The sequence below is a fragment of the Oceanobacillus senegalensis genome, assembly GCF_900176885.1.
GTDB lineage: Bacteria > Bacillota > Bacilli > Bacillales > Amphibacillaceae > Oceanobacillus > Oceanobacillus senegalensis.
Genome location: NZ_LT839648.1, coordinates 2,732,776 through 2,745,791, shown reverse-complemented (window position 1 = coordinate 2,745,791; position 13,016 = coordinate 2,732,776). Strand labels below are relative to the sequence as shown.

At 35.9% G+C, this 13,016-nt stretch carries 11 protein-coding genes; 8 read left to right on the top strand and 3 right to left on the bottom strand.

The genetic code is table 11. The annotated features are described in order from the left end of the window. Positions 1-532: 532 nt before the first annotated feature. Together CAO17_RS13245 and CAO17_RS13240 are read left to right on the top strand one after the other, a co-directional pair. Positions 533-1,528 carry a glutaminase gene (locus CAO17_RS13245; RefSeq protein WP_085993183.1) on the top strand — a complete coding sequence of 332 codons (996 nt, stop codon included), beginning with the start codon at positions 533-535 and terminating at the stop codon, positions 1,526-1,528. Positions 1,529-1,580: 52 nt separating this feature from the next. Then, on the top strand, positions 1,581-2,246 hold the full coding sequence (locus CAO17_RS13240) for an SOS response-associated peptidase (protein WP_085993182.1): 666 nt from the start codon (positions 1,581-1,583) through the stop codon (positions 2,244-2,246). A gap of 92 nt (positions 2,247-2,338) precedes the next feature. Here CAO17_RS13240 and CAO17_RS13235 read toward each other — a convergent pair whose 3' ends face one another. Beyond that, complete coding sequence (locus tag CAO17_RS13235; RefSeq protein ID WP_085993181.1) at positions 2,339-3,703, bottom strand: alanine/glycine:cation symporter family protein; 1,365 nt, start codon at positions 3,701-3,703, stop codon at positions 2,339-2,341. A 280-nt stretch (positions 3,704-3,983) separates the two neighbouring features. Here CAO17_RS13235 and CAO17_RS13230 point away from each other — a divergent pair, with 280 nt between their 5' ends. The 3 genes from CAO17_RS13230 to CAO17_RS13220 all read left to right on the top strand — a co-directional run bounded on the left by CAO17_RS13230 (position 3,984) and on the right by CAO17_RS13220 (position 5,659). Further along, positions 3,984-4,460 carry a low molecular weight protein-tyrosine-phosphatase gene (locus tag CAO17_RS13230; RefSeq protein WP_085994483.1) on the top strand — a complete coding sequence of 159 codons (477 nt, stop codon included), beginning with the start codon at positions 3,984-3,986 and terminating at the stop codon, positions 4,458-4,460. Between the two features lie 15 nt (positions 4,461-4,475). Then, positions 4,476-4,766 (top strand): hypothetical protein, encoded by a 291-nt coding sequence (locus CAO17_RS13225; protein ID WP_085993180.1) that lies wholly within the window; start codon positions 4,476-4,478, stop codon positions 4,764-4,766. A 71-nt stretch (positions 4,767-4,837) separates the two neighbouring features. Further along, positions 4,838-5,659 carry a YihY/virulence factor BrkB family protein gene (locus CAO17_RS13220; RefSeq protein ID WP_085993179.1) on the top strand — a complete coding sequence of 274 codons (822 nt, stop codon included), beginning with the start codon at positions 4,838-4,840 and terminating at the stop codon, positions 5,657-5,659. Between the two features lie 76 nt (positions 5,660-5,735). Here the strand turns inward: CAO17_RS13220 and CAO17_RS13215 are convergent, their stop codons facing one another. Continuing rightward, the gene (locus CAO17_RS13215; RefSeq protein ID WP_085993178.1) at positions 5,736-7,670 is read right to left on the bottom strand and encodes a heavy metal translocating P-type ATPase; all 1,935 of its coding nucleotides are present in this window, start codon (positions 7,668-7,670) and stop codon (positions 5,736-5,738) included. Between the two features lie 588 nt (positions 7,671-8,258). Further along, complete coding sequence (locus CAO17_RS13210; protein ID WP_085993177.1) at positions 8,259-9,425, bottom strand: MFS transporter; 1,167 nt, start codon at positions 9,423-9,425, stop codon at positions 8,259-8,261. 188 nt (positions 9,426-9,613) lie between these two features. On the opposite strand from CAO17_RS13210, the gene CAO17_RS13205 reads away from it, so the two are divergent. From CAO17_RS13205 to pdaA, 3 genes are all read left to right on the top strand, one after another. Then, positions 9,614-10,420, top strand: a complete 807-nt coding sequence (locus CAO17_RS13205; RefSeq protein WP_085993176.1) for a YfkD famly protein — start codon at positions 9,614-9,616, stop codon at positions 10,418-10,420. 183 nt (positions 10,421-10,603) lie between these two features. Further along, positions 10,604-11,917: a Na+/H+ antiporter family protein gene (locus CAO17_RS13200; RefSeq protein WP_085993175.1), complete on the top strand. Its 1,314-nt coding sequence runs from the start codon at positions 10,604-10,606 to the stop codon at positions 11,915-11,917. Between the two features lie 75 nt (positions 11,918-11,992). Then, a complete protein-coding gene (pdaA, locus tag CAO17_RS13195; protein ID WP_085993174.1) occupies positions 11,993-12,790 on the top strand; it encodes a delta-lactam-biosynthetic de-N-acetylase in 798 nt (265 codons plus the stop codon). Positions 12,791-13,016: the final 226 nt, after the last annotated feature.

Here is a 13,016-nt window from a genome sequence, read left to right as displayed (position 1 = left end):
ATATCATTATTTTGTAATAAACTGTCACTTTAAAAATGTTTTTGTAATACTATGTAGGAAAAAAGCTAGTTATCTATTTAACTTTTGTCCTTTTTTGTAGTTCGATAGTATAATGAGTTGTGAAAGGGTTAAAGGAGGAGCATGACTTGATACACATAATTAGAACATACATCTAAGCTGTTATTCAAGTTGTAGGCACGGTATTTGAGCTTCAAAAAAAAGCGACAAATACCAATTAAAGATTTATTTGAACAACCAAGTTAAGTATCTAAAAAAATCATTGAATATACAAATACAAATGTACATATTTGAGCCAATTTATCTAGAAGAATATCAAACACTGAAAAGCACCGAGTTAGCGTTGAAAACCCAAAAAATGGTTGAAGGAAGCTTACCAAAAGTTTTACGCTATCCATATGAACCTAACAAAATGGTACACGTTTTAAAGAGATAATCGTGAGAGGTTATCTCTTTTGACTTTTCTTGTTATTTTCCTGTAAAAATACACAAACTACCATGTGAGGTGGTTATTTTGGTACAGGGTGCAGCAAATCAAAATATTAATTCAAATGAACAATGGCTTCAAAATTATGTAGATGACTGGGTGAAATTTTATAGAAAGCATACGAAAGAGGGGGAGGTTGCCTCATACATACCGATACTTCAGGAAGCGAATCAGCATCATCTAGGAATTTCTATTATTGGAAACAATGGGGTAACGATTGAATCTGGTGATGTTGGGATTCCATTCACCATTCAAAGTATTTCCAAAGTGTTTACATTTATTGTAGCATGTATGCAAAGGGGAGTTTCCTATATATTGGACCGAGTTGATGTGGAGCCTACGGGGGAAGCATTTAATTCGATTATGCATCTGGAAATGAGGCAAGTAAAAAAACCCTTTAATCCATTTGTTAATGCAGGTGCAATTACCATTACCTCTATGCTAAATGGAAAAACATCTAACGAAAAGCTCAATCCATTGTTACATTTATTTGAGCAAATTTTAGGATATCGTCCTTCGTTGAATGAAGAGGTTTATGAATCAGAAAGAAAAACATCGATTAGGAATAGAGCGATTGGATACTATTTACTAGAATTGGAATATTTAGAGTCTGATCTTGAATTGACATTAGAAACTTATTTTAAGCAATGTTCGATTGAGATATCGATAAATGATCTGGCAACATTAGGTATGGTGTTGGCTAATGATGGGGAGGATCCGAAAACAGGGTTAGAGATTATTCCTCGTCAAGTTGCCCGCCTTGCGAAGTCATTAATGCTTACTTGTGGAATGTATAATGCCTCTGGTAAATTTGCTGCTTATGTTGGTATTCCGGCTAAGAGTGGTGTTTCAGGTGGTATTGTGGCAATAGCACCACCAAGATTTCGGGAAGGAGATTTTCCATTCTTAGAAGGGTGTGGTATCGGGGTTTATGGACCAGCATTAGATAAGCAGGGAAACAGTATTGCAGGAATCCGTTTGCTTAGGCATATAGCTAAGCAATGGGATCTAAGTATATTTTAAAGTGTTACTTTTACCGGACTTTTTGAACTAACTGTTAAAGGAGTGAAGGAAATTGTGTGGCAGATACACATTATTAGCAGATGAACTAGAGATTTTAGAGGAATTTGAATTAGACCAGCCAATTGATTCCTATCATCCGAGTTATAACATCGCTCCTGGCCAACAAGTTTTAGCAATCATTCATGATGGAAGAGAAAAAAGAGCAGGTTATTTACGTTGGGGATTAGTCCCTTCATGGGCAAAAGATGAAAAGATTGGTTATAAAATGATTAATGCCAGAAGTGAGACAGCCCATGAGAAACCAAGTTTCAAACGATTAATGGCACAGAAACGTTGCTTAGTTGTCGCTGATAGTTTCTATGAATGGCAGAAAATGGGAGATACCAAGCAACCAAAACGCATCCAGATGAAAAATCGTAAATTATTTGCGTTTGCAGGCCTTTGGGATAAATGGGTACAAGGGGAGAATACTCTATTCACATGTACTATTCTAACAAAGGAAGCAAATCCATTCATGCAAGAGATTCATCACCGTATGCCAATTATTTTACCTAAAGATAAGGAAAATGAATGGATTCGACCAACTAAGCTTCAACCTGAAGAAGCAAGTCAATTTTTAAATGCCATTGACGTAGAGGATATGAAGGCGTATAGTGTTGCATCTCATGTAAATGCTGCAAAGAATAATGATGAGATGTGTATCAAACCAATTGCGTGATGGAAGGAGAGGGCATGCACTCTTCTTACTTTATAGCCGTCTATTCAAACAATAAAAAGTGCTCCCATCCTTGAGAGCACTTTTTTCTATTACTATGCAGATTCCGCCTTTTTTGCTTTTTCTTGTTCTTTTTCTTCTTTTGCAACCTTCAAGAATTTCTTTGTTTCATAGACAACGACACCTGATAGCCCTAAGAGGCCAATTAAGTTAGGGATTGCCATGAGAGCATTCATAATATCAGAGATACCCCATACTATGCTAAGTTCTTCCATTGCCCCATACATGATGGCAACAACAAAAACTACACGATAATATGGAATAGCTTTATCTGAAAATAAGTAAGAGAAACATTTCTCACCATAGTAAGACCAGCCAACTAGGGTTGAAAAGGCAAATAGAACGATTGCGATAGTTACCATGATTCCACCGATATCTCCTAGGAAATGAGAGAAGGAAACAGCAGTAAGGTTTCCACCAGCGACATCCCCGGAAGAATACATATTTGCCATTACTATTGTAATTCCAGTGATAGAACATACGATGATTGTATCAATTAAAACCTGGGTCATAGATACAAGCGCCTGACGTCCAGGATAATCGGTTTTAGCTGCTGCAGCGGCAATTGGGGCAGAACCTAGACCTGCTTCATTGGAGAATACTCCACGTGCAACCCCATAACGAATTACGGTACCTAATATACCACCACCTACAGCGTTTGCTGTAAACGCATCAGTAAAGATTAATCCTAGAGCTGCAGGAATAATGTCTATATTCATTACCATGATAATAAGACCCGCAATAATATAAAATAAGGCCATAAATGGAACTAGCAATGCTGTTACTTTACCGATACTTTTGATTCCACCTAGAATAACGAGTGCAGCTAATATGGTTAATACAATTCCTGTTACCCAATGTGGGATACTAAAGGAACCTGCTAATGCATCAGATACTGCTTTAGATTGAACCATGTTTCCAATTCCAAATGCTGCAACGGAACCGAAAATAGCAAATAGAACTCCGAGCCACTTTTGTCCTAGTCCTTTTTCAAGGTAGTACATTGGCCCACCAGACATTTCCCCTCTTGAGTTAGTGACACGATATTTAACAGCTAAGAGAGCTTCTGAATATTTCGTAGCCATACCAACAAGAGCTGTAATCCACATCCAAAATACCGCACCAGGCCCACCAAGAATAACTGCCGTTGCTACCCCAACGATGTTCCCTGTTCCGACCGTTGCTGCCATAGCGGTTGATAATGCTTCATAATGACTGATATCACCTTTAGATTCTTTATCCTGTCTTTTTGGACTAAAGGCCAGTTTTAAGGCATACGGCATGGTTTTAAATTGTAGAAAACCAAGCCGAAATGTAAGATACAAACCTGTTCCAACAATCAATATTAATGTTGGTGGCCCCCAAACAAATCCACTTATTGCACTGATGATTTCTTGCATTATTACTTCCCCCTTTGTGATTTCAGTTTTTTTTGATGCAGCATAAGGATTTCACAAAGCTGATGTTCTGGATGTAAATATTCCTATATTATATAATATTCAGTAAAATAGGACTAAAAGTCAAGTGAAATTTGAAAATTATAATAATATTTTTATTTATTCATGGTGATTTTAAACATATAATAGAAAGATGGATATAAATGTCATATTATGTATTAATCTTTGCTAATCCATGTATAAATTGCTTATAATAGGAGTAAACGAATGATAGGTGATTCAAGTGATACGAATTTTATTTGTGTGTCTAGGAAATATTTGTAGGTCCCCAATGGCAGAGGCAATTTTCAGGGATATGGTAAGGAAAGAAAATTTATCTGGTAAAATTGAAGTGGATTCGGGTGGGTTAGGAGATTGGCATATAGGGAATCCGCCTCATCGAGGAACGAGAGAGGTATTAAATAGACAAAACATATCTTATGAAGGCATGGTCGCAAGAAAAGTTACCGAAAAAGATTGGAATGATTTTGATTATATTATTGCAATGGATGACCAAAATATAGAAGGACTAAAACGTATTCGTAATCAAAGTAATAATGAAGCGGTCATTGCAAAATTAATGGATTATGTGGAAGACCCGAAGGAAGATGAGGTACCAGATCCATATTTTACTGGGAATTTTGATTATACGTATCAACTAGTTTCTGAGGGATGTTTCCAATTATTAAAACAAATTAAGAAGGAACACTTACATAGCTAAAAGGAGAGAATGAAAATGGGCAAACGCAGATTAATTTCAGGAATGGTAATTGGAGCTACAGTAGGGACAATTGTCTCCCTTTTGGATAAGGACACTAGGGATTATGCAAAATCAACCTTAGAATCAGCAAAATCTGGCTCTACATATTATATACAACATCCATCAGAGGCAATTGTGGCGGTTCGTAATACGGTGGATCGTTTAAATGAAACAGTTGCAAGTGGAGCGGATAATGCAATTAATGCATTGGAACAAGTTGAAACAACGATTGATAAATTTACGAATAAAAATAGTACCAAAGAATAAATTAATAGTGGGTAAACAACAGTAAAAAAATCGGCTTATGGCCGATTTTTTAAATTATAGGAGAGAATTTGATGGGAAATCTGATTGCAATCGGTAAGCAACTTTTCAAACGAATAGATGATGTAGATGCATTTGGACTTGCCGCACAATTAGCATATTTTTTCTTGCTATCACTTTTCCCGTTCTTATTATTTCTTCTTAATCTTATTGGATATTTACCGATTAACGAAGGTATGATTACAGATATCATTGACCATTATGCACCAAAAGAAGTAATGACCTTAATCCATAACAATTTAGAGCAACTTTTAAATCAAAATAGTGGAGGCTTATTGTCGATTGGGATAATTGGTACATTGTGGGCAGCTTCAAATGCGATTAATGCGATTATAAAAGCATTTAACCGAGCTTATAACATTGATGAAAATCGCTCTTTTATTGTCACCAGGTTACTTGCTGTCGTTTTAACGATTGCAATGGTTTTAGTAATTGTTGTTGCCCTCTTGCTCCCTGTATTCGGTAGGATTATAGGAGAAAATATTTTTGCTTTTTTTGGATTATCGGAAAACTTCCTTAATGTTTGGGAAACCCTCCGTTGGGTGATATCTACTATTATCTTTTTTATCGTATTACTGTTTTTGTACAAACTAGCCCCAAATAAACATGTATATTTTAGAGATGCGGTTTGGGGAAGTATATTAGGTACCATTGCATGGCAGGTTGTTTCATTTGGATTTTCCTTCTACGTTACAACGTTCGCAAACTATTCAGTGAAGTATGGAAGCCTGGGTGCGATTATCATTTTAATGATTTGGTTTTATTTGTTCGGGATCATCATCATACTTGGTGGAATTGTGAATTCATTGATTAATCAATATAAGTGGGGAAAGTAAGTACTATAGTTAGACTCTATTCCCATAAGTAAATTAAGCAAAAAAATCGCTCAGAATGTCTGAGCGATTTTTTTGCTTATTTTAATAATCGTAGTCCATTCAAGATGACTAATATCGTGCTTCCTTCGTGTCCAATAACTCCTAGCGGAAGATCTAGTACTTGCAGGTAGTTTGTAAGAATAAGAATAAAGATAACACTTAGGGAAAATACAATATTTTGTTTTATAATTCGATTCATGCGACTAGAAAGGGCAATGGTATCGGTTAGTTTAGCTAAGTCATTTTTCATAAGTACAATATCAGAAGTTTCTAAAGCAACGTCAGTTCCTTCGCCCATAGCTATCCCTACGTTTGCTGTAGCGAGTGCGGGTGCATCATTTATACCATCACCAATCATTGCAATATTGCTGTATTTGTCTCGTAATGCCTTCACATGATTTACTTTTTCCTGTGGAAGGCAATTGGCGATGTAAGAATCTATCCCTGCTTCATCGGCAACAGCTTTGGCAGTAAGATCATTATCTCCTGTAAGCATAATAGTATAGATACCATCATCTTTTAGCTGGCTAATTGCTTTTTTTGTCGTATTTCGAATGGTATCTTTTAAAGCAAAAACAGCAACAATTTGACCGTCCACCTTTGCAAGCACAATGGTCTTTCCTTGTTCAGCTAGCTTAGGTGCAATTCCATTTAGAAATTGGTTTGCTTTTTCCTTACCTACTAATTCTGGTTTTCCTATTTGCCAATTTTGATTATTTACGATAGCAGTAACTCCCTTACCACTAATATTTTTCATTTGTTTAACTTCTACGGTTTTATTTGTATAATTCTTGAAACTATATTCTGTGAGTGCTTTTGCGAGGGGGTGGGTTGATTCTTTTTCGATGGAACCAACTATGGCACGAATTTCCTCCTCATCATAACTAGGGTCAAAATACGCATCCGTTACTTTGGGCTTTCCATTTGTTAATGTTCCGGTTTTATCAAATGCGATGGCTTTAACATGATTTAGATTTTCCGCGTGAACTCCCCCTTTAAATAGAATTCCTTTTCTTGCTGCGTTTGAAATTGCTGAAAGGGTTGCTGGTGTTATTGATGCGACTAGTGCGCATGGAGATGCAACCACTAATAAAACCATTGCACGGTAAATACTATCTGATAATGACCAACCAAAAGCTAAATAAGGTAAAAACATCATAACAGCAACAGAAATTAATACAATATTTACGTATGTTCCTTCAAAGCGTTCGATAAATAGTTGGGAGGGAGACTTTTCTTCTTGTGCATTCTGTACCATATTAATTATTTTTTGGAATAGGGTTTCAGTTGGCTTGGTTGTGATTTCGATGGTTAATGTTCCATCCAACGCAACCGTTCCAGCATATACCTCATTGGAATCAAATTTATTAATAGGCATGGATTCACCTGTTATGGCACTCTCATCGATGGCACTTGATCCCTTTTTAATTAATCCATCAGCAGGGATCCGTTCTCCTGCTCGTACAAGAATGGAATCATTGATTTTTAGAGAGGAAACTGGAACAACTTTTTCCTGACCATTTTCTATTCGAATTGCTTCCTCAGGTTGGAGTTCCATTAAAGAAGAAATGGCTTTATTACTTTTATTCATAGAGTATGTTTCTAAAGCACCTGATAAAGCAAAAATAAAAATTAGAATTGCACCTTCTGTCCAATATCCGATGGAAACTGAACCAATAGCGGCAAAAATCATTAGCATTTCTACATTTAAACGTTTGGATTGAATGGTCTCTGTAATCCCTTCCTTTGCCTTCGCATAGCCACCAATGGTAAAGGCGATAATGTGTAGAATAACCCACATGGGCTCGGAAAGGGTGCTTTCTAGTGACCAGGTAATTAAAATAAGGAATCCACTAAGCAATGCGGCGATTAACTCTAAGTGTTCTTTTACTCTGCTTGTGAAGCTTTTACTATCTAAGGAAGGGGACGCATTGGATTTAGGACTTTGCAACGCGTTTGATTCTGTCATCATTATTATCAATACCTCCATCTAATTGAGAATAATAATCATTCACATAAAACAATAGTTATTTCATAAAACCTTTATTATATTTAGCTGAAACGCCCTTGTTTATAATTATTATAATATAATATGTATTGTTATTTTATCATTATATTAATTGTTGTCAATACAATTACAGCAATAAATTTTAGTTAATTTAGAATTTATATAATTGAAAGAAGGTTTTAATGATAGAAATGAAGCAGAAAATGAAAAGAAAGTGGTATTAGATGACCAAGTATGGAAGGGAATAAAAGAATCTGGTTAAATAGTGGTTGGGACAGAGAGAAGCTAATTGCAGCATTCTTATATTTGAGAAAATGAGGACGTGACAAAAGTGTTTATATCAATGTGAAATCCGAACATGGTCGTGCATATAATCCGCTACGGAAATACACTACCCGCACCTTAGGCCGCTGCTGAGCCTACTTCGAGCTATCGCTCTTCGTAGTCTCACCTAGGCTTTTCTTGCCGTAGGAGTCTCCGTGTATTTCCTTCGCTAGTAAGATGCAATGTTCGGATTTGGGCTAAACACTTTAGTTATGTCCCAGACTCTTTTTAGGTTTTACTAGGTTCTCTTTTAAAATAAATTGCTGCAGTAACAATAAATAAAACACAGACAATTAAATAGAAAAACGAAACGTGAGGAAAAATATCTACAAATACTCCACCTAAAAATGGACCACTAATACTTCCGATACTAAAAACAATACTTATCATTAGATTCCCAGCTGGGAGCAGTGGGGTAGGTAAGAGATCTGTCATATAGGAAATGCCCATGGAATAAAGAGATCCAACTAACATTCCTGCAAGTATAAATGTAAAGAAAAGAATAAAAACAGAACTTTCAAATGCCGCAGCGAGCATAAAACTTAAGACTCCTCCAGACAATACAAAAAGGAGGGTTTTTCTTCTACCGATTTTATCACTAAGGATACCTAATGGGATTTGTGTGATTAAGCTTCCTGCTGCAAAGCATGGAATAATTAGCGCAATAATACTCACATTGTGACCAATTCTTAGCCCATAGATGGGGAAGATACTATGTAAAGTCGCTTCTAAAAATCCATATCCAAAAGCTGGAAGTAGTGCAACCCAAGCGACTTTTCCCGTTTCCCAAAAACGGCCAAGAGAATTCGTAGTGGATTGTACGGTAGTTGCTTGAGGATCTTGCGCTGGTGTTTCATTTCGAACAAAAAGCATCGTGGACCAAACGATTAAGCTTAATAAAGCGGAAACGATAAATGGTGCCGATTCACTAATCGATAGAAGTCTTGTCATTAATGGACCAATGGCAAACCCTAATCCGAAAAACATTCCATAATAAGCAACTCGTCTTCCTCTTATTTCTTTTGGAGTTGTGGTTGTAATCCAGGTTTGGGTTCCAAAATGAAGCATTTGGTCCCCGATACCAATCGTTACTCGTAAAATAAACCAAAACCACAAAGCTTGCCAAAATGGGAATAACACCATGGAAATAATGACAAGTAATCCACCTACTAAAATAACTGGTTTAAACCCAAATTTCTGTAAAGGTTTTTCCATGAAAGGTGATGCTAAAAGAACACCAATATATATTCCTGTTGCATGTAATCCATTAACTGATGAGGAAATATTATTTTGCTCAAGAATAATTGAAAGAAGTGGTAATAACATTCCTTGAGAAAAGCCTGAAATCGTTACAAGCAATATTAAAATCCAAAAACGTGTATTAGCTGAAACCATGGTGATATCCTCCATTTTAAATACATACTAAAATTAATCTAAATGCTTCTGTTATAAATAGCAAATGGAATTCCCTTTAACGATGTATATTTTTTATACCATAGAAAAAACTAGAAACTAAAGCCAGTGCCTATTATAAGGGTAGATAGGTACTCAAGCTGGATGAATATAGAAAGGAATGGGAAATCATGAAACGTTTAACAATTGCATTAATTGCCTGCTTTATTGCCCTCGTATTCCCTATAACCGGCTTTGCTAAGGAAGATGATAAAAAAGAGGAGAAGAAACAAGAGAATCCATTTGAAATACCTAGTCACGTATTAGATATAGCGAAGGAAAATACCTACCCTAATTCTACGGAAGACCAAGAGGTTATTGAGCCAAGTGAATTAACAAAAGAGTTGATTGAAGAGGTTAAAATACCAATAGAAAATCCAGACTTAATTAAAATGCTGAATGAAACAACGCTTAAACCATCTCCAATAGCAATTGGTTATCGAGGAATGGTCTATTTGGGACGTTGGCCATTGAACTATGAGTCACTAGAAACTAATATTAACTGGGAATATCAAAAAATCAATATGAATGAACTAAATAATCTTAGTGGTGAGAGTAATCAGGAAATGCGCTATATTCAGCAAGAGAAAAAAGAAATCAAAGGTGCTTTAACAAATAAAATTAAAAATCCAGATGATGTGAAGAAAATGATGTTGCTAGTTGCAAAAGAGAAGACAAAGTTACCACTTTCTTATCAAACTGTCATTGGGAAAAATACAAAGAAAGATAATTCCTATAATATTCCTGTAGAAAAGTATGGAACATTGCAAGCATATGCTCCAGCAGTAAATGAAAAAGGACAAGTAACGTTTGGAGAAGTATTCATTGAATTAAAAGGTGGAAGCAAATCTTTGGTTATTAAAAATGTTACAAAACAAGGAATCGGTGGTTGGATTCCTATCCAAGACCATGTTTCTTTCTCTTTCCAAGTAAAATAAAAGGAAACCCTGAATGAGTTCATTAATCATTCGGGGTTATTTTATGGCTTAATTTTCTTATTGTTCTATCTCTTTATAAAAGGGTTGATTAAAATTCTTTAATACTTTATCATGATGAAGTATTAAAACGGAATGAAATAGAAAAACAAATAGAAAAATAAAATAGGGAGAGGGAAAGCGATTATGGAATGGATTGTCGTTGTTTCGGTACTCGTTATGTTAATACTTAGTTTACTACGTGTGAACGTTATATTAGCCATCATTGGTGCAGCACTTGTTGCTGGATTAATGTCAGGATTATCTCTGACTAAGTCAGTAGATTTATTTGTAAGTGGAATGGGGGACCAATCTAGTACAGCGTTAAGTTATATTCTGCTTGGGGCTTTTGCTGTAACCATTAGCTATTCACAAATTACCTCTATATTAGTTAATTATTTAATTAAAATTTTGACAGGGAAGAAAACGATGTTACTTTTAGCTATTGCTGGTGTAGCATCTTTATCACAAAACTTAGTCCCGGTTCATATCGCATTTATTCCAATTCTTATACCGCCTTTATTAAAATTATTTGATCAAATGCGTTTGGATCGTCGAGCAGTAGCTGTTTCATTAACTTTTGGATTGAAGGCTCCATATATTCTTATTCCGGCTGGTTTTGGACTTATTTTCCACGAGACGATTTTTGATGCGGTGCAACAAAGTGGGTTGACTGTGTCCATGAATGACATTGCACGAGCAATGATTGTTCCAGGTTCTGGTATGATCGTTGGACTGCTTATTGCCGTTTTTATAACGTATCGTAAGGACAGCAGTGAAGTAGCGTCTGATGTTGATAGTTTAGTGGAAGATGAAGTGGAACAGGAACCAAAGAATGTAACATTTAATAAAAAACACTTTTTAACGATTGTAGCGATTATTGCTGCTTTTGTTGTACAGATTATAACTGGAAACCTAATTTTAGGTGCATTAACTGGTTTACTATTTATGTTCTTATTTGTTGTTGTTCCATTCCATAAAGTGGATGATGTGATGACAGAGGGAATAAAAATGATGGGTATGATTGCATTTGTTATGCTATCTGCGGCAGGTTATGCCAAAGTCCTCCAAGATACAGGGGCAGTTACGTCTTTAGTCGAAGTATCTTCTGGCATTTTAGGAGATAATAAAGTAATGATAGCATTTATCTTGTTACTTGTTGGTTTAATAATTACCCTAGGTATTGGTTCATCCTTTGGAACAATACCTATTCTTGCAACATTGTATGTTCCTATTTGTGTGGCTGCAGGATTTTCCCCATTAGCAACGATTGCTTTAATTGGTACAGCAGGTGCACTAGGTGATGCAGGATCACCAGCATCCGATAGCACACTTGGCCCAACTGCAGGACTAAATGCGGATGGAAGACATAACCATATTTGGGATACCGTTGTCCCGACCTTTATCCATTTTAATATACCATTGTTTATTTTTGGTTGGATAGCGGCGATAGTACTATAATTTATAATAGATAGTTAGAGAAAATGGAATAATTGTTTATGTTACGGGAAAAGTAAGAGAAAAGGTGGGTGTGTTATGCAAAAGTGTATTTACACAGCATTCCTCATTACTCTTACTTTTTTGTTTGCATTGATGAACCCTGTTCATACGGCAGCAAATGGGTATGGGTGGGGATTCAAAAAAAATGATGAACATAAGGTTCCAGACATTGGAGAGTATCAAGGGATGCTTGATAAGTATGGGGCTTATTATGCGGACCTTTCTGGAGATAAAGTCATTTATTTAACATTTGATAATGGCTATGAAGAAGGGTATACAGATGAAATTTTAGACGTACTTAAAAAAGAAAATGTTCCAGCAACCTTTTTTGTCACAGGACATTATGTGACAAGTCAACCTGATTTAGTTAAGCGAATGGTTGATGAAGGACATATAATAGGAAATCATTCGTATCACCACCCTGATTTAACCGTTGTAAACAAGGAATCCATGAAAAAAGAATTGGAGTCTCTGGAAGAAGTTGTTGCTGAATATACGGACCAGGAGGAAATTAAATTTTTAAGACCACCTCGGGGTATGTTCAGTGAACGCACATTACAGTGGGCCAATGAGTTAGGGTTAACTCATGTGTTTTGGTCCTTAACGTTTAAAGATTGGAACACGGGCGATCAAAAAGGATGGCGTTATGCTTATGATCAAACTATGAAACAAATGCATCCTGGGGCAATTATATTGCTTCATGCTGTTTCCTCAGACAATGCCCAAGCGTTGGAACGAATTATTCAAGATTTAAAGCGAAAAGGATATGAATTTAAGAGTCTAGACCATTTATTACTTAAAAATACGCTTCCAAAAGACTTTTTGGAGCTTTAGAAGTGTGCATTAATTATATTGAAAAGGAGGCAGAGCATATCTGTCTCCTTTTGTTTTCTTGCAGTTTAAGGGATTTTGACCTTTACGGGTTCTAACAATGAAAAAAGTCACCAATCTAACATAAGTTAGACCTTTCATATCAAGCATGGAGATAGAATAGATAGAAAATAACTTAAAGAAATTTTACCAAAACACTTGAAAGTCAAAGAAGGTCAGAGTATAATGA

What these genes read in the sequence shown, in the direction of transcription:
- CAO17_RS13235 (WP_085993181.1), bottom strand. Translation starts at nt 3,703, where the DNA reads ATGCAAGAAATCATCAGTGCAATAAGTGGATTTGTTTGGGGGCCACCA.
- CAO17_RS13215 (WP_085993178.1), bottom strand. Translation starts at nt 7,670, where the DNA reads ATGATGACAGAATCAAACGCGTTGCAAAGTCCTAAATCCAATGCGTCC.
- CAO17_RS13225 (WP_085993180.1), top strand. Translation starts at nt 4,476, where the DNA reads ATGGGCAAACGCAGATTAATTTCAGGAATGGTAATTGGAGCTACAGTA.
- CAO17_RS13220 (WP_085993179.1), top strand. Translation starts at nt 4,838, where the DNA reads ATGGGAAATCTGATTGCAATCGGTAAGCAACTTTTCAAACGAATAGAT.
- pdaA (WP_085993174.1), top strand. Translation starts at nt 11,993, where the DNA reads ATGCAAAAGTGTATTTACACAGCATTCCTCATTACTCTTACTTTTTTG.
- CAO17_RS13205 (WP_085993176.1), top strand. Translation starts at nt 9,614, where the DNA reads ATGAAACGTTTAACAATTGCATTAATTGCCTGCTTTATTGCCCTCGTA.
- CAO17_RS13200 (WP_085993175.1), top strand. Translation starts at nt 10,604, where the DNA reads ATGGAATGGATTGTCGTTGTTTCGGTACTCGTTATGTTAATACTTAGT.
- CAO17_RS13210 (WP_085993177.1), bottom strand. Translation starts at nt 9,425, where the DNA reads ATGGTTTCAGCTAATACACGTTTTTGGATTTTAATATTGCTTGTAACG.